This window comes from Klebsiella michiganensis (assembly GCA_000963575.1).
Classification (GTDB): Bacteria; Pseudomonadota; Gammaproteobacteria; order Enterobacterales; family Enterobacteriaceae; genus Cedecea; species Cedecea michiganensis_A.
In genome coordinates this window covers 2864406-2891136 of record CP011077.1, presented here as the reverse complement: position 1 = coordinate 2891136, position 26731 = coordinate 2864406, and the positions used below count along the sequence as shown (strand labels likewise).

Genomic DNA, 26731 nt, shown 5'->3' with positions numbered 1-26731 from the left:
TATGGCGGACAAAGAACTCAAGTTTCTGGTCGTAGACAACTTTTCAACCATGCGCCGTATCGTGCGTAACCTGCTTAAAGAGCTGGGTTTTAATAACGTTGAAGAAGCGGAAGACGGCGTAGATGCGCTGAACAAACTGCAGGCCGGTGGTTTTGGCTTTGTGATCTCTGACTGGAACATGCCGAACATGGACGGCCTGGAACTGCTGAAAACGATTCGTGCCGACGGCGCGATGTCAGCGATGCCGGTGCTGATGGTTACGGCGGAAGCCAAGAAAGAAAACATTATTGCAGCCGCACAGGCCGGGGCAAGCGGCTACGTCGTTAAGCCATTCACGGCGGCAACACTGGAAGAGAAACTGGGCAAAATTTTCGAAAAGCTCGGCATGTAAGGAGGCGCAAATGCACTCATCAACAAACCCGGCAACAGAGATACACGAGCATTCACCGACCGATATCATTGCACGTATCGGTAGCCTGACCCGCATGCTGCGCGACAGCCTGCGTGAACTGGGGCTCGACCAGGCCATTGCTGAGGCGGCTGAAGCCATTCCTGACGCCCGCGATCGCCTGGACTATGTCGTGCAAATGACCGCGCAGGCGGCAGAGCGCGCGTTGAACTGCGTGGAGCTGTCTCAGCCCCACCAGAACCAGCTGGAAAGTGAAGCCAAAGCGCTGAGTGGCCGCTGGGATGCATGGTTTGAAAACCCGATCGAGCTGAAAGATGCGCGCGAACTGGTGACCGATACCCGCAGCTACCTGTCAGGCGTCCCGGAGCACACCAGCTTCACTAACGCACAGCTGCTGGAAATCATGATGGCACAGGATTTCCAGGACCTTACCGGTCAGGTTATCAAGCGCATGATGGACGTTATCCAGGAGATCGAACGCCAGCTGTTGATGGTGCTGCTGGAAAATATGCCAGAGCCGGACGCGCGCGCCAGGCGCGTGAACGAAGGCTTGCTGAATGGCCCACAGCTTGATGCTACCGCCGCCGGCGTGGTGGCAAGCCAGGATCAGGTTGATGATTTGCTGGACAGCTTAGGGTTTTAACATACCGGCGGCCGCTCTCGCGTGCGTGGGGGAGGCCGCCGCTTAACGTCAAAATAAACGTACAAAAACGTTTGTAATTCCTCTATTAGCCCAACCGTGCTCTGTCATGCTGTCCTTGAAAATGCGGCCACGAGATTGTTGCGGTGTCTGAAGATAGCGATCAGGAAAAAACAGAAGCCCCCACGGCCCACCGACTAGAAAAGGCGCGTGAAGAGGGGCAGATCCCGCGTTCCCGAGAACTGACTTCCCTGCTGATGCTGCTGGTGGGGCTGTGCATTATCTGGATGGGAGGCGCGTCGCTGGGCAAGATGCTCGGCGCGATGCTGTCTGATGGCCTGCACTTTGACCATAAAATCATCAACGATCCCAGCCTGATTGTGAATCAGATTAGCCATTTGATTAAGCTTGCCGTGATGGCCCTGCTGCCGCTGATCTCAGGCCTGGTCATTGTCGCAATAGCTGCGCCGATGCTGCTGGGGGGCGTGAACTTCAGCGCGAAATCCATCAAGTTTAACCTCGGCAAACTTAACCCGATTGCCGGCATTAAGCGGATGTTTTCCATGCAGACAGCGGCGGAGTTGCTCAAAGCGCTGCTGAAAGCGGTTCTGGTGGGCTGCGTGGCCGCCTGGTATTTGTGGCACAACTGGCCGGCGATGATGCGCTTGATGAGTGAGTCTCCGGTGACCGCGCTTGCCAGTGCACTAAACATGGTGGCGCTTTGCGCTCTGCTGGTGATTCTGGGCCTCATTCCTATGGTGGGATTTGACGTCTTCTTCCAGATCTACAGCCACATTAAAAAGTTACGCATGACCCGTCAGGATATTCGGGACGAGTACAAACAGAACGAGGGCGACCCGCACATTAAAGGGCGTATTCGTCAGCAGCAGAGAGCGATTGCCCGCCGTCGCATGATGGCCGATGTGCCAAAAGCAGATGTTATCGTTACGAACCCGACCCACTATGCGGTGGCTCTGCAGTACGACGAAAACAAAATGAGCGCGCCCAAAGTCCTGGCTAAAGGAGCCGGACTTATCGCTCAGCGCATTAAAGAAATTGGTAATGAAAACCGCATCCCGATGCTGGAAGCCCCTCCGCTGGCGCGCGCGCTGTACCGCCATGCAGAAATTGGGCAGCAGATCCCCGGCCAGCTTTATTCTGCCGTGGCGGAAGTGCTGGCCTGGGTCTGGCAGCTGCGCCGCTGGCGCGTGGCGGGCGGCTTAATTCCTAAGAAACCTGAAAATCTGCCGGTGCCTGAGGCGCTGGACTTTGCAAACGAGAAGGACTCCGATGGCTAATCTGGCTGCGATGTTGCGCCTGCCGGGCAACATGAAATCTGGGCAATGGCAAATTCTTGCGGGACCGGTACTGATCCTGCTGATTCTGTCGATGATGGTGCTGCCGCTGCCGCCGTTTGTCCTCGACCTGCTGTTTACCTTTAACATCGCGCTGTCGATCATGGTGTTGCTGGTGGCTATGTTCACCCAACGCACGCTGGACTTCGCGGCTTTTCCAACCATTCTGCTGTTTACGACCTTGCTGCGCCTCGCGCTGAACGTCGCTTCTACACGTATCATCCTGCTGGAAGGACATACCGGTGCCGCGGCGGCGGGTAAAGTGGTTGAAGCATTTGGCCACTTCCTGGTGGGCGGTAACTTCGCCATCGGTATCGTGGTGTTTATCATCCTCGTTATCATCAACTTTATGGTTATCACCAAAGGGGCAGGGCGTATCGCCGAAGTGGGCGCGCGTTTTGTGCTGGACGGGATGCCGGGTAAACAGATGGCAATCGATGCCGACCTGAACGCCGGGATCATTGGTGAAGAGGAAGCGAAAAAGCGCCGCTCTGAGGTGACCCAGGAAGCTGACTTTTACGGTTCAATGGACGGGGCAAGTAAGTTTGTTCGCGGCGATGCCGTGGCCGGGCTTATCATCATGGTGATTAACGTGGTGGGCGGCCTGATGGTCGGCGTTATCCAGCACGATATGGCGATGGGTGCGGCGGCGCAAAGCTATACCTTGCTAACCATCGGTGACGGCCTGGTGGCTCAGATCCCGGCGCTGGTGATTTCCACCGCTGCGGGCGTGATCGTTACCCGCGTAGCGACCGATCAGGACGTCGGCGAACAGATGGTGACCCAGCTGTTCAATAACCCACGCGTGATGCTGTTGGCCGCTGGCGTACTCGGGCTGCTCGGGATGGTGCCGGGCATGCCAAACTTTGTTTTCCTGCTGTTTACCGCCGCATTACTGGGCTTAGCCTGGTGGATGCGTGGCCGCCAGATGGCCGCGCCAGAAGCGCCTCAGCCGGTGAAAATGCCGGAAAATACCCAGGCCGTGGAGGCCACCTGGAATGATGTGCAGCTGGAAGATCCGCTGGGCATGGAAGTGGGCTATCGCCTGATTCCGATGGTGGATTTCCAGCAGGACGGCGAGCTGCTCGGACGTATTCGCAGTATTCGTAAAAAATTCGCTCAGGAAATGGGGTTCCTGCCGCCGGTGGTGCATATCCGCGACAATATGGATCTGCCCCCGGCGCGTTACCGGATCCTGATGAAGGGCGTAGAAATTGGGAGCGGCGATGCCTACCCTGGCCGCTGGCTGGCGATTAACCCCGGCACGGCCGCAGGGACATTGCCGGGCGAGGCGACCATTGATCCGGCCTTTGGTCTTGCCGCCATCTGGATTGAAAGCGCCCTGAAAGAGCAGGCGCAGATTCAGGGCTTCACCGTGGTTGAAGCGAGTACCGTGGTGGCAACGCACCTGAACCACCTTATCGGGCAGTTTGCACCAGAGCTGTTTGGCCGCCAGGAAGCGCAGCAGCTGCTGGATCGCGTGACGCAGGAAATGCCTAAGCTGACCGAAGATCTCATCCCGGCGGTGGTGACGCTGACGACGCTGCATAAAGTGCTGCAAAACCTGCTTGAAGAGAAGGTGCCGATCCGCGATATGCGTACCATTCTGGAAACGCTGGCGGAACATGCACCTATTCAGAGCGATCCGCATGAGCTGACCGCCGTGGTTCGCGTGGCGCTGGGCAGGGCCATCACGCAGCAATGGTTCCCTGGCACCGGCGAAGTGCAGGTTATTGGGCTGGATGCGTCCCTGGAACGTCTGCTGCTGCAGGCTCTGCAGGGCGGGGGCGGCCTCGAGCCGGGACTGGCCGACCGCCTGCTGGAACAGACTCAGGATGCCTTGCAGCGCCAGGAGATGCTGGGCGCGCCGCCGGTGCTGTTGGTGAACCACGCTCTGCGCCCTCTGCTGGCCCGTTTCTTACGCAGAACGTTACCGCAGCTGGTGGTGCTCTCGAGCCTGGAGCTGTCTGACAACCGCAACATCCGCATGACGGCGACGATCGGAGCGAAATAAATGAAAGCATTACTTTTGATGTTGCTGGTGCCGTTTGGTGCGCTGGCGTTAGGTGAGGGCTCCTGGCAGGACAGCGGCATCGGCGTGACCCTGAGCAATCGGGGGGTGTCTGCCTCGTCCCGCCCGTTGAAACCGATGCAGCCCGTCAGCGGCAGAATGACGCTGATTGCCTGGACCTATGTGCTGGATGGCCCCACGCCTGCGGGGCTGGCGGTGAAACTTTGTTCGCCCACGAATTGTACCCCGCTTGAAGGTGAAAATGGCACCACGCGCGGGCTGACTAACACCGATGCAAATCAGCCATTGCGCTTTGTTTGGGAAGTGCCGGGCGGCGGGGCGATGTACCCACCGCTGCGGGTGCGCAGTAATCAGGTTATTGTTAACTATGTTCAGTAAGCCCTTTGGTTGACTAGCAGGCTGTCTGAGCGTCAACGGGCTATTTCCCTGCCATTTCTGATTGGCCTGAAAAACAAAACCCGGCTCACTGGCCGGGTTTTTTGTCTGTATAGCTCTAGGCTTACATACGTTCTACGGTGTTGATACCCAGCGTATCCAGACCCAGCTTCAGGGTTTTCGCAGTGAGCAGCGCCAGCTTCAGGCGGCTATTGCGGGTCGCTTCATCGGCGGCGCTCAGAATAGGACAGTGCTCGTAGAAGCCGGAGAACAGGCCCGCAACATCGTACAGATAGGCACACATAACGTGCGGCGTCCCGTCGCGAGCAACGACGTTCAGCGTTTCTTCAAACTGCAGCAGACGGGCGGCCAGCTGAGCTTCACGATCTTCGGTAATGACGACCTTCGCTTTCAGCAGTTCGGCTTCGTCGAGGTCGGCTTTACGGAACACGGACAATACGCGGGTGTAGGCGTACTGCATGTATGGCGCGGTATTCCCTTCGAAGGCCAACATGTTGTCCCAGTCGAAGATGTAGTCGGTGGTACGGCTCTTGGACAGGTCGGCGTATTTTACCGCGCCAATGCCGACGGCTTTCGCCAGATTTTCCAGTTCGTCCGCAGGCATATCCGGGTTCTTCGCCGCGACCAGGCCACGGGCGCGTTCCATTGCCTCATCCAGCAGGTCGGTTAGCTTCACGGTGCCGCCGGAGCGGGTTTTGAACGGCTTGCCGTCTTTGCCCAGCATCATGCCGAACATCTGGTGTTCCAGAGTAACGGATTCCGGCACGTAGCCGGCTTTACGCACGATGGTCCAGGCCTGCATCAGGTGCTGGTGCTGGCGGGAGTCAATGAAGTAGAGCACGCGGTCTGCGTGCAGGGTCTCGTAGCGGTATTTCGCGCAGGCGATGTCGGTGGTGGTGTACAGGTAACCGCCATCCTTTTTCTGAATGATCACGCCCATAGGGTCGCCGTCTTTGTTCTTGAACTCATCCAGGAACACTACGGTCGCGCCTTCACTTTCTACCGCCAGGCCTTTCTCTTTCAGGTCGGCCACAATGCCAGGCAGCATTGGGTTGTAGAGGCTTTCACCCATCACGTCATCACGGGTCAGGGTCACGTTGAGGCGTTCGTAGGTTTTTTGGTTCTGCGTCATGGTGATGTCGACCAGCTTGCGCCACATCTCACGGCAATATTCATCGCCGCCCTGGAGCTTAACCACGTAACCACGGGCGCGTTCGGCAAAGACTTCGTCTTCGTCGTAGTGTTTTTTGGCCGCACGGTAAAACTCTTCCAGGTCGGCCAGCGCCATTTCGCCGGCGTTCTCCTGCTGCTGTTTTTCCAGGAACGCGATGAGCATGCCGAACTGAGTGCCCCAGTCGCCAACGTGGTTGGCGCGAATGACTTTGTGGCCGAGGAACTCGAGGGTACGCACGGCCGCGTCACCGATGATGGTGGAACGAATGTGGCCCACGTGCATTTCTTTAGCAACGTTTGGCGCAGAGTAGTCGACCACGATGGTTTGTGGTTCAGACAGGCTCACCCCCGCACGATCGGACGCTACGGCTTGATCAACGTTTTTCGCCAGAAATGCCGGGTCGAGGAATATGTTGATAAAGCCCGGGCCGGCGATCTCGACTTTGCTGGCGATCCCGGTCAGATCGAGATTAGCGATGACCTTCTCTGCAACCTGTCGCGGCGGCATGCCCAGCGTTTTAGCAACGGACATCACGCCATTGGCCTGATAGTCGCCGAACTGGACTTTTGCTGACTGACGAACCTGCGGTTCGCAGTCCGCTGGCGCACCAGCAGCAATCAGCGCCTGGCTGATTTTTTCTGAGAGAAGAGACTGAATATTCACCGGGATACCTTACAATTTGTACTGGGCCGCCGAATCATGGCTGCCTAAAAATGGGGAAAGAAACAGGGCGAGAGTATAACGTTATTTGCGCTCTGACGTCAGCAAAAGCCTTGCTTGCGGGCGGCGCAATTATTATTAACGGTGCAATGAATAACCATTCATCAGCATTTGGCCCTGGCGGAGAGTTGGCGGCCCGCCAGGAACAGGGTAGATTACGCGCTTTCTAAGAAAGAGGATGGCGGTATGGCACACTGGCAGGCGGTAGATGAACTGCATGATATTTCGGCAGATCTGCCGAGATTTACGAAAGCGTTAACAGAACTTGCCACCCGGCTCGGGCTGGAAATTGCGCCCCTGGATGCCGATCACATTTCTTTGCGTTGCCACCAGAACGCGACGGCCGAACGCTGGCGCGCAGGGCTGGAAAAATGCGGCACCTTGCTGAGTGAAAATATTATCAATGGTCGCCCAATCTGTTTATTCAGGCTGGATGAGCCGGTGTGCGTTGCGCACTGGCGATTTACGGTTGTGGAGCTGCCCTGGCCCGGTGAAAAACGTTACCCGCACGAAGGCTGGGAACACGTTGAGATAGTGCTGCCGGGCGAACCAGAAACGCTTAACGCGCGGGCGCTGGATTTGTTGTCTGACGCCGGGCTGCGTGAAACGGGTATTTCGGTGAAAACCAGCTCGCCGCAAGGGGAGCGTGAAAGATTGCCCAACCCAACGCTTGCGGTTACCGACGGTAAAGTGACAATCAAATTCCATCCCTGGAGTATTGAGCAGATTGTTGCCAGCGAACAGGCCGACTGATTAGCGCTGCTGAGCGGCGTTTTGCAGGCGGCTGATGGCTTCATCAAGGACAGCCGCCGTACAGCCAAAGTTGATTCGCACGAACTGTTTTTCGCCAAAATCTGTGCCGGGAGAGACGCCCAGCCCGGCGTTGAGGAAGAATTCTGCCGGGTTCTCTACGCCTAAGCCGCTGGCGTCAATCCAGCCGAGATAAGTGGCCTCCGGCGATACCATCGTTAAGCCCGGAGTGGCATTCACCGCTTGTATCAGCTTATCCCGGTTAACGCGCAGATAAACCAGTAGCGCCTGCAGCCACGCCTCGCCGTCTCGCCATGCAGCTTCCGCCGCCGCCAGGGCCAGAATATCCACTTCCGGAACAATACCTGCCCGCGCGGCTTTGAATTTACGGCGCAGTTCAGGATTGGGAATAACGGCCACCGAGGCACCAAGCCCGGCAATATTAAAGGTTTTGGACGGGGAGATTAGCGTCACTGAACGCTGCGCCGCATCTTCACTTAATGTCGCGAAAGGAATATGCGTTACGCCAGGTTCAAGCAATAAGTCACAGTGAATTTCGTCGGAACAGACAATTAGCTCATTCCGCTGCGCAAAGGCCAGATGCTGCTCAAGCTCGTCCCGGCGGTAAACTGTGCCGCCGGGGTTCTGCGGATTACAAAGCATCAATAGTTTTTCTTTGCCCGTCAGGCCGGTCGCTAACGCTTCAGGCTCGATAATCCAGCGTTTTTCTTTCAGCCTGAGCGGCATATTAATCTGCGTGCGCTGGGCAAGTTCGGAAGCTCTACGAAACGGCGGGTATATCGGCGTCGGGGCTATCGTCGATTCCGAGGCGGCGGTAAAGGCTCGAACGCAGAGATTCAGGCCGGAAACAACGCCAGGCAAAAAGACCAGCCATTCTGGTTTGATGCGCCACTGATAGCGGCTGGCGAGCCTTTCGGTGAGGATTTCTATCAGTTCATCCGGCCGTTTGCCGTAGCCAAATACGCCGTGCCGGACGCGCGCCTGTAGCGCATCGAGGATGCAGGGCGGTGAGCGAAAATCCATATCAGCAACCCACATGGGCAGCACGTTTTCAGAAAATTTATTCCACTTCGAACTGTCGCTGTGACGCCTGTCGATCCATTCATCAAAATTGAATGCCATAGTACGCTACCTTTTTGTGGATCTCTTTTCAGATTATCATTCCGTGACGGGGACACAACCGGCGAACTGCAGGTTTTAATAGGAGTAATCAATGGCTTTGCTTGAAATATGCTGTTATGGAATAGATTGTGCTGTTACTGCAGAACAAGCCGGCGCGGACAGAATTGAACTCTGCTCCGCGCCTAAAGAAGGCGGGCTGACGCCATCCGCTGGCGTGTTGCGCCAAGTGAGACAGAAAGTGTCGATTCCGGTGCATCCGATTATTCGCCCGCGCGGCGGTGATTTTTGCTACACCGACGGCGAATTTGCCACCATGCTCGAAGATATCGCTTTTGTGCGTGAACTCGGTTTCCCGGGGTTTGTTATTGGTATGCTTGATGAAGACGGCAATATTGATTTGCCGCGAATGGAGCAGGTGATGCAGGCCGCCGAAGGGATGGCCGTGACGTTCCACCGGGCGTTTGATATGTGCCATCATCCGCTGCAGGCGTTTGAGCAACTGGCTGCGTTAGGCGTCGCGAGGATACTGACTTCAGGGCAGCAGCAAACGGCCGAAACGGGAATCTCACTTCTTCGGGAACTAAAACAGCATTCCCGTGCTCCAATTATTATGGCTGGCGCAGGCGTGCGTTTGAGCAACGTGAGTAAGTTTGTGGCAAACGGCATTGAGGAGCTTCACAGCTCGGCGGGGCGGTCGGTACCTTCCCCGATGCGCTATCGCAAAGCTGGAGTTTCGATGAGCGCCGATGCTGAAGCCGATGAATTTAATCGTTACTGTGTGGATGCAGACACAGTGGCGGCCATGAAAAACGCACTGGCGGGATGAAACCCGCCGCACTGAAAAGATTTCTACCGCGCATCATGTCGCCCAATATGATGCTTGCTCGTACCAGGCCCCGGCGTATTGCTGGGGCTTTTTTTATCCATATCAATCAATTATGTTGTTTTGGGGGGCTCTTGGGGCTGGACCAGGCAAATAAAAAAACTGATAAGTTGTGACAACCTAAAAAGGGCTCTTTTTTGCTGGGGGGGTATTCAGTTGGCTTTCATCTTTTCAAACAGTTCCTGCCCTATATGTCAGGGTGAAATTACGCGTGATAAACAACTTGAATATGTCCGTTGTGGCGCAATACGTTTTCTAAGAATGTATGATGAACAATATTATTACGACTTGCTCGTTAAATAATATTTAAAATAACGCTACAGTTACCGCCTTCGGGCGGTTTTTTATGAGTACAGCATGGAAAACGACGCATCTCGGGGAGTAAGGGCGGGGGCTCCTCTCCACGTACACCCGTTGAACAACCCGATGAACTCCAGTCCGTCGCCAAAGCAAAACTATTGCTGGCACAGGGTCAAGATAGATCAACCGGCTTATAATCAGTAGGTCACCAGTTTTATTCCGGTAGTCGGCACCAGAGCGCGCCATCGTATATTGGCTATTACCAAAGCCTTCCGGGCTGATGGTACGAATTCGATCCTCGTTTTACGCTCCAACAAAACTTTTCAATTCGTGAGAAAGCTATACATGGGCGTGGCTTGACAAGAATGCACAACATTTGGTTGTTTATAACTGGCACACGGTTCCCTGGCGTTTAGTCATGTTCAAAATTAAAGGATTTGATTATGAATAGTTTTCTTCTTGTCTTGTTTCTGTGTTTTTGTCTTATGGTGACGGTGACGCTTTATCATTCTATATTCTCCACAATGACATCTGAGTGTGACAGTAAATGCCACATCTATGAGTTGTTCTAACGTTCTGATACTTTAACCAATGGCCTGACAGGCAGAAAATGTAAACCTCATTCGCATGAGCGCTTAGCTGCTGCTGCACAATCAGCAGCATCGCACCAGTACTCAGCCGAATGTACTTAAACCAAACTGACTACTTATTCAATAGGCATTAACCGAAAAAATACGGTCATCGTATAATGGCTATTACCTCAACTTTCCACCTCTAAAATGAGTTGATGATCTGGATTCGATTCTCGCTGGCCGTTTCAACGAAACTTTTCAATTCGTTAAAAAGCTATACATGGATGCGACTTGACAGGAATGTACTAAGTTTGTTTATTGATTGTACGTATTTTCATGGAGTTTAGTTGTATTCAAAATTAAAGGATTTGATTATGAATAGCTTTCTTCTTGTTTCGTTTTTGTTCTGTTATCTTATTGGAATAGCAGCTTTATCTTGTTTATTTATCGCCAAAATAAACTCTCCGTTTGATAATCGATGTTGTATCTATAATTTATTTTAACTTGCCTGGGCTTTCACTGTCGGTTTGGTAAAGCGAAAAGGTAAATCATTTTCCGCATAAGCACTGGGTGTTTAACTGGCATGCTGGCATGAAATTAATGGGCAGCGTAATTTTGTCAATGTATTCCATGGTGGTGAGGGTCTTCCATTTGGACTCATTCCTGCGTCAATGAGTGACGATGAGGAAAGAGTCACGAGATGTTGATTAGGTTTCATATCAGGGCATTAAATTGAGAATCAGCTAGTCGCTAAAAAGTGACTGAACAAAACTTAATCCCTTTAAACCCTGGCTAACCTCAGGGTTTTTTATTTGTAAGCGGCGAAGCGTTGTGTAACCAGTTCTGCATTTTTTGCACACATTGTTTAACATCGTTTGCCAGTCACTTACGTTATAAAACACCCCATTGTGAATAATCCTCTCTGACAACTATCAATGTTAGAGGGAATTAAAAATGAAAAAAATAACTGCAACCGTAATCCTGGCTCTGTCATCCGTTTTTGCATCTACCGCTTTTGCCGCCCCACTCCCGCAAGTGCTTAACGGCAGCACTGCTGGTGAGGAGCAGATTGGCGTAGTGTCCATCCGAGGCGTGTCCGGTAGCACCGATGACGCCGTCAATCAGCTCCAGGTAAAGGCCGAGAAAATCGGCGGCAGCAAAATTAACGTTACTGGCCTGGCCACCCCGGGCGACTCCAGCCTGTGGAGCGGAACCGCACAGGTGTTTCGCTAAAAGATAGCGAAGATAAAAAACCCGGCAATCAGCGCCGGGTTTTTTGTTTGAGGATTATGGCTTACGGGCCACCAGAACGGCGCGAAGCGGGGCAGGGTAACCTTCAATGGTTTTGCGGCTGTCGTTCGGATCGAGGAAGTCTCCCAGCGACTCGGTGATCATCCACGAAGTGCGGCGCTGTTCTTCCTGGGTGGTGAGGCAGTGATCGACAATCTTCACGTCGACAAAACCGCATTTCTCCAGCCAGTTTTTCAGCGCCAGCGCGGACGGAATGTAGTAAACGTTGCGCATTTGCGCGTAGCGCTCGCCCGGCACTAATACGGTATTTTCATCGCCTTCCACCACCAGCGTTTCCAGCACCAGTTCACCCTCTTTGACCAACTGGTTTTTCAACTGCCAGAGGTGATCCAGCGGCGAGCGGCGATGGTAAAGTACGCCCATCGAGAACACGGTATCAAAGGCGTTCAGTTCCGGAAGTTGCTCAATACCCAGCGGTAGAACGTGTGCGCGCTGATCGTTCCCGAGCAGTTTGCGCACTGCCTCGAACTGGCAAATAAACAGCTGCATTGGGTCAATACCAACCGCAAGCTGTGCGCCTGCGCCAATCATCCGCCACAGGTGATAGCCACTGCCGCAGCCGACGTCGAGAATGGTTCGCCCGGCAAGCGGGGAAATGTGCGGCAAGACGCGATCCCATTTAAGATCTGAGCGCCATTCGGTGTCGATATCTACGCCATACAGCGAGTAAGGCCCTTTCCGCCACGGCATCAGGTTACGCAGCAGTTTTTCAATGCCAAGCTGCTGGCCCTCGCTTAGCGGGGCGGCGGACTCTGCGGTTACGCTGTGCAGCAGATCGAGACGATGAGGTGTCATCTCCGGCAGGTAGTTCACCGTGTTGTACCAGTGTTTGAACTGGCCGTGCAGGGATTCACGCTGCCAGCTGGCAATTTGCGCGGGCAGGGTTTCCAGCCACGGGGCCAGGTGGTTTTTTGCAATCAGCTGATAAAAATTACCGAAATCAATCACGCGACTTCTCCGGATTTGACGGCTACCAGAGAGCCAAAGTTAAAGCACTGGAACCACAGTTCGGCGTGCTCAAAGCCTGCCTGCCGGAGGCGTTTTTTATGGGTTTCGACCGAGTCGGTCAGCATCACGTTTTCCAGCATGCTGCGTTTCTGGCTGATTTCCAGTTCGCTGTAGCCGTTGGCGCGCTTAAAGTCGTGGTGCATGTTAAACAGCAGCTCGCCGACCTCGGCATCTTCAAAGCTGAATTTCTCCGAAAGCACCAGCGCACCCCCCGGCTTCAGGCCTTGCCAGATGTTGTTCAACAGCCGCTGACGGTCATCGGGCTCGAGGAATTGCAGCGTAAAGTTCAGTACCACCATTGAAGCATTTTCAATGGCGATATGGCGGATATCGCCTTCGATGACCTCGACGGGCGTCTGCGCTTTAAAGGCGTCCAGATGGCGACGGCAGCGTTCGACCATGGCCGGTGAGTTGTCGACGGCGATAATTTTGCAGCCATCGTGGTGGATGTTGCGTCGTACCGATAATGTTGCCGCGCCCAAAGAGCAGCCAAGATCGTAGACCTGGCTGTGAGGCTGCACGAAGCGCTCCGCCAGCATGCCAATCATGGAGATGATATTGGAGTAACCTGGCACCGAGCGCTGGATCATATCGGGGAAGACTTCAGCTACCCGTTCATCAAAGGTCCAGTCGCCCAGTTTGGCTATCGGGGCGGAAAACAGCGTATCGCGGTCAGACATAACGTTAAATCCGGAAATTCGAAAGGGGCGTATTTTGCGTTAACGGAGCGAGAAAACCAACTCCCACGGCATATACCATAAGTTGGCCAGCACCATCAGCAGCAGAGAACACCATGTGGCACCCATGCCGGAACGGCGCCAGCGAATAAGACGATGATGGTATCCATAATAATGCAGCAGGCGTCCGGCCAACAGCATAATACCGCAAATATGTACCATCCAGATTTCGGCACCGTCCATCTCCATCAGCAATAACAGCAGAAGGGAAATGGGAATATATTCCACCGCATTGCCGTGAATACGAATGGCGCTTTGGAGTTCACTAAAACCACCGTCGCCGTAGGATACTCTGTACTGCATGCGCAGGCGAACAACGTCGAACGAAAACTTAATTAACAGCAGAGCAGCCAGCACCGCATACAGCGCGCTTACCATATTAACTCCATGTCGAAATAGTTACGGCTTCCGCTATGATAGCTCGCAACAGGAGTGCTGTCGCTAGTGGTCAGAAAAGTGTGGCCTGTTGCGGGATAGCTGGCGGGGCACCTAATTCAGGGAAAGCGTGCTGTAGCGCGGGCCACAGCGTATGAACCAGCTCCGGGGCCTGGGCAATGTCCGGGGTGTGAAGAAACAGGTAGGGCGTCGCTTTTGTCGCCCATTCAGGCAGTTTTTTTAACCAGACGTCGAACAGTGCGGCGTTTTGCTCCATGTTATCGCTGCCGATAAACCGCACTAACGGGTGGCTGGCCGTGACAATGGCATGCACCGGAACTTTAGGTTTTTTTCGCTGGGCTTCCCGCACCGCCTCATTATGCGGCACGGCGCTGTGAATAGGGCGGCTGTCGAGAATCGCACGATTCACTTTGCGGTCGTGAAGGCCACGGTTCAGCGCCTGCTCATCGGCGCCTTTATCGAAAAAGGCCGGGTGCCGTACTTCTACGCCATAGGTAAAGTCAGCGGGCAACGTATCGAGGAAATTCCATAACGCCGGGAGGTCACCTGGCCCGAAGGTGGCCGGCAATTGCAGCCAGTATTGGCCTATCCTGCCCGCCAGCGGCGACATGCGGTCGAAAAACTCGGCGGTGAGATCGCCACAGTTGCGAAGGGCGGCGGTATGGGAAATGGTGGCGGGAAATTTAAAACAGAAGCGAAAACTGTCGCCTGTCATTTCCCGCCAGCGCTGTACGATTTCTGCTTTTGGCAGAGCGTACAGCGTGGTGTTGCCTTCCACACAGTTGAAGTGGCGGGCATAATCTTCCAGCGAAGTGATGCCCAGCCGGTTCCATTTCGGGTGCTGCCACTGTGGAAGGCCGATATAAATCATAGTGAGGCGATTATCTCGTCGGTGCTGCGAATGCGGGCAATACGCGGGAAGATAAACTTCAGGCTGTGATTATGCTGTTCGGCGCTGGCTGCGCTGCAGGCATCCTCAGCCAGAACCAACGAGAAGCCCATTTCCCAGGCGTTGCGGGCGGTAGATTCAACGCCAATATTGGTTGAGATCCCGCAAAGGACGATGGTGTCGATACCGCGACGGCGCAGCTGTAACTCCAGATCGGTGCCGTAAAACGCACCCCACTGGCGTTTGGTCACTTCAAGGTCTCCGTCTTTTTTACCGAGTGCGGCAGGGTAGCTCCACCAGTTCTCCGGCAGGGCATGGCCCGGCGGTGCGGCATCAACAGGTTGTTTCAGGGCTTCAGCGTAATCGGCCGACCAGCCTACGCGCACCATGACCACCGGCGAACCGTTGGCCCGGAATTTCTCAGCCAGGCGCGCTGCACGAGCCACGACGTCGTTGGCGCTGTGGGGGCCGCCCGCGAACGGTAAAATACCGTCCTGCAGGTCAATCACCACCAGGGCAGTACGAGATGCGTTCAATTGTGTCATTGTGACTCCGATTAACATTGGGGTTAAGGGTCAATACCTTACGCTGGAAGCCAGGTTGCTGAGTTTACAAATTTTGTTAATTTTTGTGAGAATCTGCAATACCGGCGCTGTGATTCGCGCCAGTCGGCGGTTTCGGGGTTATCGCCAGCCATTATTTCCAGTATAATAGCCCCCTTTTTTCATCCAGTTGTGACAGTCGAAATAGCTGCCACCAAAGCGCCTGCCGTCGCAGGTGGCGGGTCGCGTGCAGCTAATTAAGGGATATCTCATGCGTACAGTATATTGCGGGCAGCTCAATCAATCCCATGTGGGACAGCAAGTAACGCTTAGTGGGTGGGTCAATCGTCGCCGCGACCTCGGTAGCCTTATCTTTATTGATATGCGCGATCGTGAAGGCATCGTGCAGGTGTTTTTCGACCCGGACCGTCAGGAAGCGTTTCAGCTCGCCTCTGAACTGCGTAATGAGTTCTGTATTCAGGTTGTTGGCACCGTGCGTGCTCGCGACGAGCGCAACGTTAATAAAGATATGGCCACCGGCGAAGTGGAAGTATTTGCCACCGAACTGACCATCATCAACCGCTCTGACGTGCTGCCGCTGGACTCCAACCACGTTAATACTGAAGAAGCGCGCCTGAAGTATCGTTACCTGGATCTCCGTCGTCCAGAAATGGCTCAGCGCCTGAAAACTCGCGCAAAAATTACCAGCTTCGTGCGCCGCTTTATGGACGATCACGGTTTCCTCGATATTGAAACCCCGATGCTGACTAAAGCCACGCCTGAAGGTGCTCGTGACTATCTGGTGCCTTCCCGCGTACATAAAGGCAAGTTCTACGCACTGCCACAGTCTCCGCAGCTGTTCAAACAGCTGCTGATGATGTCCGGCTTTGACCGCTACTACCAGATCGTTAAATGTTTCCGCGACGAAGATCTGCGCGCCGATCGTCAGCCAGAATTTACCCAGATCGACGTCGAAACTTCCTTTATGACCGCACCGCAGGTGCGTGAAGTGATGGAAGACCTGGTGCGCAAACTGTGGATTAACACCATTAACGTTGACCTGGGCGACTTCCCGGTGATGACTTTCGCCGAAGCTGAACGCCGCTACGGTTCCGACAAACCGGACCTGCGTAACCCGCTGGAGCTGGTGGATGTAGCTGACCTGGTCAAAGACGTTGAGTTTAAAGTCTTCTCCGGCCCGGCAAACGATGCGAAAGGCCGCGTTGCCGCGCTGCGTGTGCCGGGTGGCGCACAGATCAGCCGTAAACAGATTGACGACTACGGCAAGTTCATTGAAATTTACGGCGCTCGTGGCCTGGCGTACATCAAGGTTAACGAGCGTGCGAAAGGCATCGAAGGGGTAACCAGCCCGGTAGCCAAATTCCTGAATGCGGATATCGTAGAAACTATCCTGGCACGTACCGGTGCGGCCGACGGCGACATGATCTTCTTCGGTGCGGACAGCAAAAAAGTGGTTGCCGATGCGCTGGGCGCGCTGCGTCTGAAAATCGGTAAAGACCTGCAGTTAACCGATGAGAAAAAATGGGCGCCGCTGTGGGTGGTTGACTTCCCAATGTTTGAAGAGGACGGTGAAGGCGGCCTGACCGCGATGCACCATCCGTTCACCGCGCCAAAAGATATGACGCCGGAAGAACTGGCTGCCCAGCCGGAAACCGCCATTGCAAACGCCTACGATATGGTTATCAACGGCTATGAAGTGGGCGGCGGCTCCGTGCGTATTCACAACGGCCAGATGCAGCAGACCGTGTTCGGCATTCTGGGCATTAACGAGCAGGAACAGCGCGAGAAATTCGGCTTCCTGCTGGACGCGCTGAAGTACGGTACTCCGCCTCATGCAGGCCTGGCGTTTGGTCTGGATCGCCTGACCATGCTGCTGACCGGTACCGACAACATCCGTGACGTTATCGCCTTCCCGAAAACCACGGCTGCCGCCTGTCTGATGACCGAAGCGCCAAGTTTCGCTAACCCTGCTTCGCTTGCCGAACTGGGGATTGAAGTCATTAAAAAGGCAGAGAAAAACTGATGCCTTATAAGCGTCCCGTCTCGGTTCTGGTGGTCATTTACGCAGAAGATACGAAGCGGGTGCTGATGTTACAGCGGCGCGACGATCCTGATTTTTGGCAGTCGGTCACCGGCAGCCTTGAGGAAGGGGAAAGCGCGCTGCATGCCGCCCGGCGTGAAGTAAAGGAAGAGGTCGCTATCGATGTGCTCAATGAGCCGCTGCCGTTAGTTGACTGCCAGCGCCGGGTGGAGTTTGAGATATTCACTCATTTGCGTCATCGCTATGCGCCGGGGATCACGCGTAATACGGAATCGTGGTTCTGTCTTGCGCTGCCTCATGAACGCCAGATTACTATTACGGAACATCTGGCCTGGAAATGGGTGCCCGCCGAAGAGGCGGCCCTGATGACCAAGTCATGGAGCAACCGGCAGGCGATTGAAGAGTTTGTAATTGATGCCGCCTGATACAGGCGCTTTTGGAGATTGTTATGGCAGGTCATAGTAAGTGGGCCAACACGAAACACCGCAAAGCGGCACAGGATGCCAAGCGCGGTAAGATTTTCACCAAAATTATTCGCGAGCTGGTCACGGCTGCCCGTCTGGGCGGCGGCGATGCAGGGTCTAACCCGCGTCTGCGCGCAGCTATCGATAAAGCGCTGTCTAACAACATGACGCGTGATACCCTGAACCGTGCGATTGCGCGCGGCGTGGGCGGCGATGATGATGCGAACATGGAAACCATCATTTATGAAGGTTACGGCCCAGGCGGTTCTGCCGTGATGGTTGAATGCCTGAGCGACAACCGCAACCGTACCGTTGCCGAAGTGCGCCACGCGTTCAACAAATGCGGCGGCAACCTGGGCACCGACGGCTCCGTAGCCTACCTGTTCAGCAAGAAAGGGGTTATCTCCTTCGAAGCGGGTGACGAAGATCAGATCATGGAAGCGGCGCTGGAAGCGGGTGCTGAAGACGTCGTGACCTTCGACGATGGTGCCATCGACGTTTACACCGCGTGGGAAGAAATGGGCGCGGTGAAAGATGCTCTGGAAGCTGCGGGTCTGAAGGCGGACAACGCGGAAGTTTCAATGATCCCTTCCACCAAAGCAGACATGGACGCGGACACCGCGCCTAAGCTGATGCGTCTGATCGACATGCTGGAAGACTGTGATGACGTGCAGGAGGTTTACCACAACGGTGAGATCTCCGACGAGGTGGCGGCGACCCTTTAATACCCGTCATTTTTCAGCCCACAGATGCGTTGGCTCTCCTCGCTTACCCCAGCACGTAGTTTATCTACGCTCTGGGGGATGCGCTGCGTAGCCGCCTTTCTGTGAGCTGAAATATTTAGGGTATCGTCTCTACCTGATTGAGAGGTTTAATGGCGATTATTCTCGGCATCGACCCGGGGTCACGCGTCACCGGTTATGGTGTAATTCGCCAGACCGGGCGGCAGTTGACCTATCTGGGCAGCGGCTGTATTCGAACGCAGGTTGCCGACTTGCCCTCGCGTCTGAAGCTTATCTACGCGGGAGTGAGCGAAATCATTACCCAGTTTCAGCCTGAATATTTCGCCATTGAGCAAGTATTTATGGCGAAGAACGCGGATTCCGCGCTTAAGCTGGGGCAGGCGCGCGGCGCGGCCATTGTGGCTGCAGTGAATGCTGATCTGCCGGTGTTTGAGTACGCGGCACGCCAGGTAAAGCAAACCGTGGTGGGCATGGGCAGCGCGGAGAAAAGCCAGGTGCAGCACATGGTGCGTACGCTGCTTAAGCTCCCGGCTAATCCCCAGGCGGATGCGGCGGATGCGCTGGCTATCGCTATTACGCATTGCCACGTAACGCAAAACGCGGCCCAGATGAGCGAATCGCGGCTCAACCTGGCGCGGGGGCGATTAAAATAATTAAGGCTGGATATCTATCCAGCCTTTTTTATATCATAGCGTTACTTTTTCGCGCATCAACGTAAATACGCAGGAGCACAATGTGATAGGTCGACTCAGAGGCACCGTTCTGGAAAAGCAGCCCCCATTGGTATTGCTGGAAACCAACGGCGTGGGTTACGAAGTGTATATGCCGATGACCTGCTTCTATGAGCTGCCGGACATTGGTAAAGAAGCGGTAGTGTTCACTCAGTTCGTGGTGCGTGAAGACGCTCAGCTGCTCTACGGGTTTAACAATAAGCAGGAACGTACGCTGTTCCGCGAGCTGATTAAAGTGAACGGCGTGGGGCCAAAACTGGCGCTGGCTATTCTCTCCGGGATGTCGGCTCAGCAGTTCGTTAATGCCGTCGAGCGCGAAGAAATTGGCTCCCTCATCAAGCTGCCGGGCGTCGGGAAGAAAACTGCCGAGCGCCTGATTGTTGAGATGAAAGACCGCTTCAAAGGCATGCATGGCGATCTGTTCACCCCGGCTGCGGATCTGGTGCTAACCTCCCCGGATAACGGCCAGGCGGACGACGCGGAGCAGGAAGCCGTTGCTGCCCTCGTTTCTCTGGGCTATAAACCACAGGAAGCCAGCCGCATGGTCAGCAAAGTAGGCCGTGCCGGTGCCGACAGCGAAACCCTGATCCGCGAAGCGCTCCGCGCGGCGCTATGAGGTAGAGGATGATTGAAGCAGACCGCCTGGTATCCCCAGGAAACATCACCCAGGACGAGTTAATCGATCGTGCAATCCGCCCTAAACTGCTCGAAGAGTATGTCGGGCAGCCGCACGTCCGCTCGCAGATGGAAATTTTCATTCAGGCGGCAAAGCTGCGCGGCGATGCGCTCGATCATCTGCTGATTTTCGGCCCGCCAGGGTTGGGGAAAACCACGCTGGCTAACATTGTGGCCAACGAGATGGGCGTGAATTTGCGTACCACCTCCGGCCCGGTGTTGGAAAAAGCCGGCGATTTGGCGGCAATGCTGACCAATCTTGAGCCTCACGATGTGCTGTTTATCGATGAGATTCACCGCCTTTCCCCGGTGGTGGAAGAGGTACTGTATCCGGCGATGGAAGACTATCAGTTGGATATCATGATTGGCGAAGGCCCGGCCGCGCGTTCGATTAAAATCGATCTTCCGCCATTTACTTTGATTGGCGCGACCACGCGCGCTGGTTCTCTGACCTCGCCGTTGCGCGACCGTTTCGGCATTGTGCAGCGGCTGGAGTTTTACCAGGTGGCCGATTTGCAGCATATTGTCGGGCGCAGCGCCAGCGTACTCGGGCTGGAGATGAGCGAGGATGGTGCCCTGGAAGTTGCCCGTCGCGCTCGGGGTACACCCCGGATAGCTAACCGCTTACTGCGCCGCGTGCGTGACTTTGCCGAAGTGAAGCATGACGGGGCGATTACCGCCGAGGTGGCTGCGCAGGCGCTGGATATGCTGAATGTGGATAGCGAAGGCTTTGACTACATGGACCGCAAGCTGCTGCTGGCGGTGATTGACAAGTTTCTCGGTGGCCCGGTTGGGCTGGATAACCTTGCCGCTGCTATCGGCGAAGAGAGAGAAACCATTGAGGACGTGCTTGAACCGTTCCTGATTCAGCAGGGCTTCCTGCAGCGAACGCCGCGTGGACGTATTGCCACCCCGCGAGCCTGGACACATTTTGGGATTGTCCCTCCGGCCCAGCCGTGAGTATTCCGCAATAAAAAAGGCGCCCTGGGGCGCCTTTTTCGTTTCACGGCCAGTCTTAAGCTGGCTGTTTTTTTGCCATGCTAAGAATAAACAGCCCGGCGGCGGCCAGCACGACGGATGGGCCGGCCGGCGTGTCGTACAGCGCCGAGAAAGCAAGCCCACCGGTGACGGCAACCATACCAATCAGGACAGCAAAGCCCGCCATCTGCTCCGGCGTCCGGGCGAAGCGCCGTGCGGTTGCGGCGGGGATTATCAGCAGCGAGGTAATGATCAGCGCCCCGACGAACTTCATTGCAACGCCAATGGTGAGGGCGGTAACCAGCATCAACAGCATTTTCACGCGCTGAAGATTGACGCCATCAACGTGGGCCAGGTCCGGGCTGATGGTCATCGCCAGCAGGCTACGCCACTGCCAGGCGAGTACGCCAAGCACGACGGCAACGCCTGCGGCAATGGAGATAATGTCCGGCGGCGTGACCGAGAGTAGATCCCCGAACAGGTAGGCCATCAGATCGACGCGCACGTTGGACATCAGGCTGACCACTACCAGGCCGAGGGACAGGGCGCTGTGCGCCATAATGCCAAGCAGGGTATCAATGGCGAGGTGAGGGCGTTTCTCGAGCCAGACCAGGCCAATGGCAAGCAGCAGCGTCACCGCGATAACGGCATAAAAGGGGTTCACGTTGAGCAGCAGACCAAATGCTACGCCCAGCAATGAGGCGTGTGCCAGCGTATCGCCGAAGTAGGACATCCGACGCCAGACCACAAAAGAGCCCAGTGGCCCCGCCGCACAGGCGAGCAAAACCCCGGCCAGCCAGCCGGGCAACAACAATTCAAGCATTACTGTCCATTCCCTCTGCGCAGAACGATGCGACCCTGCAGATCGTGACGATGGTTATGATGGTGGCGATAAATACCTAACTGTTCGGCACCGATTGGCCCAAACATTGAGATAAATTCAGGATGGGTGGAGACGACTTCAGGCGTGCCGGAGCAGCAGATGTGGTGGTTCAGGCACAGCACTTCATCAGTTTTGGCCATCACGAGGTGAAGGTCGTGCGAAACCATCAGTACCGCGCAGTTCAGCTCGTGGCGAAGCTGGTCAATCAGATTGTACAGCGCCAGCTGACCGTTGACGTCCACGCCCTGGGTGGGTTCATCCAGCACCAGCAGATGAGGTTTATTGAGCAGCGCACGCGCCAACAGGACACGCTGATTTTCACCGCCAGACAGTTTTTGCATCGGCGCATCAATCAAATGGGCGGCCTGCACACGCTTAAGCGCCGGGAGAATGTCTGCTTTTTTAACGCCCGGACGCAGCCGCAGGAAGCGGCTCACCGTCAGCGGCAGCGTGGCGTCCAAATGCAGTTTTTGCGGCACATAGCCAATGCGCAGATGCTGGTCGCGCTTGATAACGCCCTGGTCGGGCGTGACCAGCCCGAGCACGACGCGCACTAAGGTGGATTTACCGGCGCCGTTTGGCCCCAACAGCGTAAGAATACGGCCGGGTTTGAGCGCAAGTGAGATATCGGCCAGCACGCGTAGCTGGCCGAAAGAGACCGAGATATTTTTCAGTTCAACCAAATTTGTCATGACAATTTCAAGGGTTGCATAAGTTAGCGAATGTTATAATATCACATTCACTCTGGTTATCACGATGATAAGTTGCATTATGTTACATAAAAAGACACTTCTTTTCGCTGCATTTTCCGCTGCCCTTTGGGGCTCTGCCACCACCGGCGCCAATGCTGCCGTTGTGGCATCCATTAAACCGCTGGGTTTTATTGCCTCCGCCATTGCTGACGGGGTGACTGACACTGAAGTATTACTGCCCGATGGCGCCTCTGAACACGATTATGCTTTGCGCCCGTCAGATGTAAAACGCTTACAGGGCGCGGACTTAGTGGTTTGGGTTGGGCCTGAGATGGAAGCTTTCATGCAGAAATCAGTGCGCCAACTTCCCGCGCAAAAACAGCTTGAGCTGGGGGCGCTCGCCGGCGTGAAACCGCTGTTGATGAAAGGCGGTGACGACGACGACCACGAGCACGGTGATGCACACGATCATGGCGCAAAGAGTGACGCAGATCACCATCACGGTGAATACAACTTGCACATTTGGCTCTCCCCAGACGTGGCGCGGCTGTCGGCGGTTGCAATCCACGATAAATTAGTGGAACTTATGCCCGAAAATCGAGCCAAACTTGACGCCAACCTGAAAGATTTCGAGTCAGGCTTAGCCGACGCCGATAAACAGGTGGGTTCCGTGCTGGCACCGCTGAAAGGAAAAGGGTATTTCGTTTTTCATGACGCCTATGGCTACTTTGAAAAGCACTACGGTTTAACGCCGCTTGGCCATTTTACCGTTAACCCTGAAATACAGCCTGGTGCGCAGCGTTTACATGAAATCAGAACACAGTTGGTTGAGCATAAAGCGGTTTGCGTTTTTGCTGAGCCACAATTCAGGCCAGCGGTAATTAACGCCGTTGCCAGAGGCACTAATGTTCGCTCCGGCACCTTAGATCCTCTGGGAATTGAAGTCGCATTGGGTAAAAACAGCTATATGCAGTTTATGACCAGCCTTGCGAACCAGTATGCGAGCTGCCTGAAAGGAGATTAACGAGGAAGTGAATACGTGCAACAGATAGCCCGCTCTGTCGCCATGGCATTTGACAATCTATCACGACCCCATCGCGTTATGCTGGGGTCGCTTACGGTTCTCACTCTGGCGGTCGCGGTATGGCGACCGTCCATTTACCATCCGCAGTCCAGTCCGATAATCAAGACCATCGAACTTCAAAAAAGCGAAATACATTCGCTGCTGCCGGAAGCCAGCGAACCTCTTGACCAGTCCCCGGACGCCGAAGATGACACCCTGCCTCAGGATGAGCTGGATGATAAAACCTCCGGTGAAGCGGGCGTTCATGAATATGTTGTTTCCACCGGTGATACGCTAAGCAGCATTCTGAATCAGTACGGCATCGATATGGGCGACATTAGTCAGCTTGCATCGGTGGACAAAGATCTGCGCAACCTGAAAATTGGCCAGCAGCTCTCCTGGACGCTGACCGCCGATGGCGATCTGCAGCGGCTGACGTGGGAAATGTCACGTCGCGAAACGCGTACCTATGACCGCACTGAAAACGCTTTCAAAATGAGCAGCGAAACACAGCAGGGCGATTGGATTAACAGCGTGCTGAAGGGCACGGTGGGCGCAAGTTTTGTCTCCAGCGCGCGTGATGCCGGGTTGACCAGCGCAGAAATCAGCTCGGTTATCAAGGCAATGCAGTGGCAGATGGACTTCCGCAAGCTGAAGAAGGGCGATGAGTTCTCCGTGTTGATGTCTCGCGAAATGCTAAACGGCAAGCGCGAGCAAAGCCAACTGGTCGGTGTGCGCCTGCGCAGCGATGGCAAAGATTACTACGCCATCCGTGCGGAAGACGGCAAGTTCTACGATCGTAACGGCTCTGGTCTGGCCAAAGGCTTTATGCGTTTCCCAACCGTGAAACAGTTCCGCGTTTCGTCTAACTTCAATCCACGTCGCCTTAACCCGGTTACTGGCCGCGTGGCGCCGCATAAAGGCGTTGATTTTGCGATGCCGCAGGGGACGCCTGTGCTGGCCGTCGGGGATGGTGAAGTGGTCATGGCGAAACGCAGCGGTGCGGCTGGTTTCTTTGTTGCTATCCGCCATGGCCGCACTTATACCACCCGTTACATGCACCTCAAGAAACTGCTGGTGAAACCTGGTCAGAAAGTGAAGCGCGGTGACCGTATTGCGCTGTCGGGTAATACCGGGCGTTCTACCGGCCCGCACCTGCACTATGAAGTGTGGATCAACCAGCAGGCGGTTAACCCGCTGACGGCCAAACTGCCGCGTTCTGAAGGCCTGACCGGCTCCGATCGCAGTGATTACCTGGCACAGGTTAAAGAGGTTCTGCCGCAACTGCGCATCGACTGATTGCGCCCTTTGACGAAAAGCCGGTTCTTGTGACCGGCTTTTTCTTTTGTCTGCCGGCCGCTGCCCCGCTAAAATAACGATAAATTCGTCTCGCCAGTCTGCTGGCGAACTACTGAGAGCCGCATGGAAAAAGCAAAAAAAAACCACAGTGAGTTTATCCCTGAATTTCAAAAAGCCTTTTTGCACCCGCGTTACTGGGGAGCATGGCTTGGCGTTGGCGCCTTCGCCGGGCTGGCGCTTCTTCCGCCGGGGCTCCGGGATCCTTTGCTGGGTAAAATTGGACGCTTAGCGGGACGCCTGGGCAAAAGCGCCCGGCGCCGGGCGCAAATTAACCTGCTGTACTGCTTCCCGGATATGCCGGAGGCTCAGCGGGAGGCCGTCATCGACCATATGTTCGCCACCGCGCCGCAGGCAATGGTGCTGATGGCGGAATTGGGGCTGCGCGATCCGAAGAAGGTCATGGCCCGGGTGGACTGGCACGGCAAAGAGAGCGTGGACGAGATCCGTGCGAAAGGGGAGAACGTGATTTTCCTGGTGCCGCACGGCTGGGCCGTGGATATCCCGGCCATGCTGATGGCCTCTGAGGGCCAGAAAATGGCGGCGATGTTCCATAACCAGGGTAACCAGCTGTTCGATTATGTCTGGAATACGGTGCGTCGCCGTTTTGGGGGCCGGATGCATGCCCGCAACGATGGGATTAAACCCTTCATCAGTTCCGTTCGTCAGGGCTACTGGGGCTACTATCTTCCCGACCAGGATCACGGGCCAGAACACAGCGAATTTGTCGATTTCTTCGCGACCTACAAGGCAACGCTGCCGGCCATTGGCCGCCTGATGAAAGTGTGCCGTGCACGCGTGATCCCGCTTTTCCCGGTGTATAACAGCGAAACGCATCGGCTGGATATTTTTATCCGCCCGCCGATGGATGACCTGCTTGAGGCCGATGACCATACCATCGCCCGCCGAATGAACGAGGAAGTGGAATTGCTGGTGGGCCCGCATCCTGAGCAATATACCTGGATCCTCAAGCTCCTGAAGACCCGCAAAGAGGGCGAGATAGAGCCATACTGCCGGGATGAACTGTTCCCGAAAAAGAAAAAATAGCGTATCCCGCACCATCGAAAACCGCGCCACTGTGTTTCACCGGCGCGGTTTTTTTTCAGCCTTTCACCAGCACAGGATCTTTGTTCCACAGCGCCGGGAAAAGCTGTTTAAGCTGCTCAACTTTTGGGATGTCGTTGATAGCAATGTAAGGGTAGTTTGGGTTGTCGTTCAGGAAGTTCTGGTGATATTTTTCCGCCGGGTAGAATTGGGCATGTTCTTCAACCGTGGTAACCAGCGGCGCACTAAACTTATGGCTGGCGTTAAGCTGCGTGATATACGCCCGGGCCACCTTTGCCTGCGATTCGCTGAGCGGGAAAACGGTAGAACGATATTGTGTCCCGTAATCCGGCCCCTGGCGGTTTAGCTCCGTTGGGTTGTGCGCGACGGAAAAGAAGACCTGCAATAGCTGACCATAGGTCACCCTGGTGGGATCAAAAATAACCTGCACGGATTCGGCGTGCCCGGTCATCCCCATGCTTACCGTCTCATAATTTGCCGTCCGTGCTTTACCGCCCGTGTAGCCAGATATTGCGCTGGTCACGCCTTTCACATGCTGAAAAACGCCCTGAACACCCCAGAAACAGCCCCCGGCAAAGACCGCGGTTTCAAGCTGTGTGCTGGCGGGGGCTTCGTCCTGCAGTGGGGCAGGAATAGCCACCGCGCGCTCAGCTTCGGCCCAGGCCGTATTCTGAAAGACTAGCGCCGCGATGATAAGCGCGGGAGCGCTGAACAATACTCCCCGGCGTTTGGTGGAAGAAAATAGTGTCGTTTTCATCCTGG

At 55.1% G+C, this 26731-nt stretch carries 27 protein-coding genes; 17 read left to right on the top strand and 10 right to left on the bottom strand.

Annotated elements, in window-relative coordinates; all coding sequences use genetic code 11:
- The first annotated feature begins 1 nt into the window (after position 1).
- From VW41_13415 to VW41_13395, 5 genes are all read left to right on the top strand, one after another.
- Entirely contained in the window at positions 2-391 is a 390-nt protein-coding gene (locus tag VW41_13415) for a chemotaxis protein CheY (protein ID AJZ89960.1), read from the top strand.
- Between the two features lie 10 nt (positions 392-401).
- Positions 402-1052, top strand: coding sequence for a chemotaxis protein CheZ (locus VW41_13410; protein ID AJZ89959.1), 651 nt, complete (start codon positions 402-404; stop codon positions 1050-1052).
- A gap of 143 nt (positions 1053-1195) precedes the next feature.
- Entirely contained in the window at positions 1196-2347 is a 1152-nt protein-coding gene (gene flhB / locus VW41_13405; protein AJZ89958.1) for a flagellar biosynthesis protein FlhB, read from the top strand.
- Positions 2340-4418, top strand: coding sequence for a flagellar biosynthesis protein FlhA (locus tag VW41_13400; GenBank protein AJZ89957.1), 2079 nt, complete (start codon positions 2340-2342; stop codon positions 4416-4418). The genes flhB and VW41_13400 overlap by 8 nt, the downstream gene beginning before the upstream one ends.
- Positions 4419-4814 carry a flagellar protein flhE gene (locus VW41_13395; GenBank protein AJZ89956.1) on the top strand — a complete coding sequence of 132 codons (396 nt, stop codon included), beginning with the start codon at positions 4419-4421 and terminating at the stop codon, positions 4812-4814.
- Positions 4815-4935: 121 nt separating this feature from the next.
- Here the strand turns inward: VW41_13395 and VW41_13390 are convergent, their stop codons facing one another.
- Positions 4936-6669 carry an arginyl-tRNA synthetase gene (locus tag VW41_13390; protein ID AJZ89955.1) on the bottom strand — a complete coding sequence of 578 codons (1734 nt, stop codon included), beginning with the start codon at positions 6667-6669 and terminating at the stop codon, positions 4936-4938.
- 243 nt (positions 6670-6912) lie between these two features.
- Between VW41_13390 and VW41_13385 the strand changes: the two genes are divergently transcribed.
- Positions 6913-7479, top strand: coding sequence for a hypothetical protein (locus tag VW41_13385; GenBank protein AJZ89954.1), 567 nt, complete (start codon positions 6913-6915; stop codon positions 7477-7479).
- On the opposite strand, the gene VW41_13380 is transcribed toward VW41_13385, so the two are convergent.
- Positions 7480-8619: an aspartate aminotransferase gene (locus tag VW41_13380; protein AJZ89953.1), complete on the bottom strand. Its 1140-nt coding sequence runs from the start codon at positions 8617-8619 to the stop codon at positions 7480-7482.
- A 91-nt stretch (positions 8620-8710) separates the two neighbouring features.
- Between VW41_13380 and VW41_13375 the strand changes: the two genes are divergently transcribed.
- Together VW41_13375 and VW41_13370 are read left to right on the top strand one after the other, a co-directional pair.
- Positions 8711-9445 carry a copper homeostasis protein CutC gene (locus tag VW41_13375; GenBank protein ID AJZ89952.1) on the top strand — a complete coding sequence of 245 codons (735 nt, stop codon included), beginning with the start codon at positions 8711-8713 and terminating at the stop codon, positions 9443-9445.
- A gap of 1883 nt (positions 9446-11328) precedes the next feature.
- Complete coding sequence (locus tag VW41_13370) at positions 11329-11607, top strand: hypothetical protein (protein AJZ89951.1); 279 nt, start codon at positions 11329-11331, stop codon at positions 11605-11607.
- Between the two features lie 54 nt (positions 11608-11661).
- Here VW41_13370 and VW41_13365 read toward each other — a convergent pair whose 3' ends face one another.
- The 5 genes from VW41_13365 to VW41_13345 all read right to left on the bottom strand — a co-directional run bounded on the left by VW41_13365 (position 11662) and on the right by VW41_13345 (position 15260).
- A complete protein-coding gene (locus VW41_13365) occupies positions 11662-12633 on the bottom strand; it encodes a tRNA methyltransferase (protein AJZ89950.1) in 972 nt (323 codons plus the stop codon).
- Positions 12630-13373 carry a tRNA methyltransferase gene (locus VW41_13360; protein ID AJZ89949.1) on the bottom strand — a complete coding sequence of 248 codons (744 nt, stop codon included), beginning with the start codon at positions 13371-13373 and terminating at the stop codon, positions 12630-12632. The genes VW41_13365 and VW41_13360 overlap by 4 nt, the downstream gene beginning before the upstream one ends.
- A gap of 39 nt (positions 13374-13412) precedes the next feature.
- Entirely contained in the window at positions 13413-13808 is a 396-nt protein-coding gene (locus tag VW41_13355; GenBank protein AJZ89948.1) for a membrane protein, read from the bottom strand.
- Positions 13809-13878: 70 nt separating this feature from the next.
- Positions 13879-14697 carry a hypothetical protein gene (locus VW41_13350; protein ID AJZ89947.1) on the bottom strand — a complete coding sequence of 273 codons (819 nt, stop codon included), beginning with the start codon at positions 14695-14697 and terminating at the stop codon, positions 13879-13881.
- Positions 14694-15260, bottom strand: a complete 567-nt coding sequence (locus VW41_13345) for a hydrolase (protein AJZ89946.1) — start codon at positions 15258-15260, stop codon at positions 14694-14696. Before VW41_13345 ends, VW41_13350 begins: the two co-directional genes overlap by 4 nt.
- Positions 15261-15528: 268 nt before the next feature.
- Between VW41_13345 and VW41_13340 the strand changes: the two genes are divergently transcribed.
- The 6 genes from VW41_13340 (at position 15529) to VW41_13315 (ending at position 20892) form a co-directional block, all read left to right on the top strand.
- Complete coding sequence (locus tag VW41_13340; protein AJZ89945.1) at positions 15529-17301, top strand: aspartyl-tRNA synthetase; 1773 nt, start codon at positions 15529-15531, stop codon at positions 17299-17301.
- The gene (gene nudB / locus VW41_13335) at positions 17301-17744 is read left to right on the top strand and encodes a dihydroneopterin triphosphate pyrophosphatase (GenBank protein ID AJZ89944.1); all 444 of its coding nucleotides are present in this window, start codon (positions 17301-17303) and stop codon (positions 17742-17744) included. The genes VW41_13340 and nudB overlap by 1 nt, the downstream gene beginning before the upstream one ends.
- Before the next feature lie 23 nt (positions 17745-17767).
- Positions 17768-18508 carry a hypothetical protein gene (locus VW41_13330; GenBank protein AJZ89943.1) on the top strand — a complete coding sequence of 247 codons (741 nt, stop codon included), beginning with the start codon at positions 17768-17770 and terminating at the stop codon, positions 18506-18508.
- A 149-nt stretch (positions 18509-18657) separates the two neighbouring features.
- The gene (gene ruvC, locus VW41_13325) at positions 18658-19179 is read left to right on the top strand and encodes a Holliday junction resolvase (protein AJZ89942.1); all 522 of its coding nucleotides are present in this window, start codon (positions 18658-18660) and stop codon (positions 19177-19179) included.
- Between the two features lie 82 nt (positions 19180-19261).
- On the top strand, positions 19262-19873 hold the full coding sequence (gene ruvA / locus VW41_13320) for an ATP-dependent DNA helicase RuvA (GenBank protein ID AJZ89941.1): 612 nt from the start codon (positions 19262-19264) through the stop codon (positions 19871-19873).
- Between the two features lie 8 nt (positions 19874-19881).
- On the top strand, positions 19882-20892 hold the full coding sequence (locus tag VW41_13315; GenBank protein ID AJZ89940.1) for an ATP-dependent DNA helicase RuvB: 1011 nt from the start codon (positions 19882-19884) through the stop codon (positions 20890-20892).
- 55 nt (positions 20893-20947) lie between these two features.
- Here VW41_13315 and znuB read toward each other — a convergent pair whose 3' ends face one another.
- Positions 20948-21733, bottom strand: coding sequence for a high-affinity zinc transporter membrane component (znuB, locus tag VW41_13310; protein ID AJZ89939.1), 786 nt, complete (start codon positions 21731-21733; stop codon positions 20948-20950).
- Complete coding sequence (gene znuC, locus VW41_13305) at positions 21733-22485, bottom strand: zinc ABC transporter ATPase (protein AJZ89938.1); 753 nt, start codon at positions 22483-22485, stop codon at positions 21733-21735. The genes znuB and znuC overlap by 1 nt, the downstream gene beginning before the upstream one ends.
- A 79-nt stretch (positions 22486-22564) precedes the next feature.
- On the opposite strand from znuC, the gene znuA reads away from it, so the two are divergent.
- The 3 genes from znuA to VW41_13290 all read left to right on the top strand — a co-directional run bounded on the left by znuA (position 22565) and on the right by VW41_13290 (position 25951).
- Positions 22565-23509 carry a zinc ABC transporter substrate-binding protein gene (gene znuA, locus VW41_13300; GenBank protein AJZ91966.1) on the top strand — a complete coding sequence of 315 codons (945 nt, stop codon included), beginning with the start codon at positions 22565-22567 and terminating at the stop codon, positions 23507-23509.
- Between the two features lie 15 nt (positions 23510-23524).
- Complete coding sequence (locus tag VW41_13295) at positions 23525-24847, top strand: peptidase (protein ID AJZ89937.1); 1323 nt, start codon at positions 23525-23527, stop codon at positions 24845-24847.
- A 123-nt stretch (positions 24848-24970) separates the two neighbouring features.
- A complete protein-coding gene (locus tag VW41_13290) occupies positions 24971-25951 on the top strand; it encodes a lipid A biosynthesis (KDO)2-(lauroyl)-lipid IVA acyltransferase (protein AJZ89936.1) in 981 nt (326 codons plus the stop codon).
- A 55-nt stretch (positions 25952-26006) separates the two neighbouring features.
- Here the strand turns inward: VW41_13290 and VW41_13285 are convergent, their stop codons facing one another.
- Positions 26007-26726 (bottom strand): methionine sulfoxide reductase A, encoded by a 720-nt coding sequence (locus tag VW41_13285; protein ID AJZ89935.1) that lies wholly within the window; start codon positions 26724-26726, stop codon positions 26007-26009.
- Positions 26727-26731 lie beyond the last annotated feature (5 nt).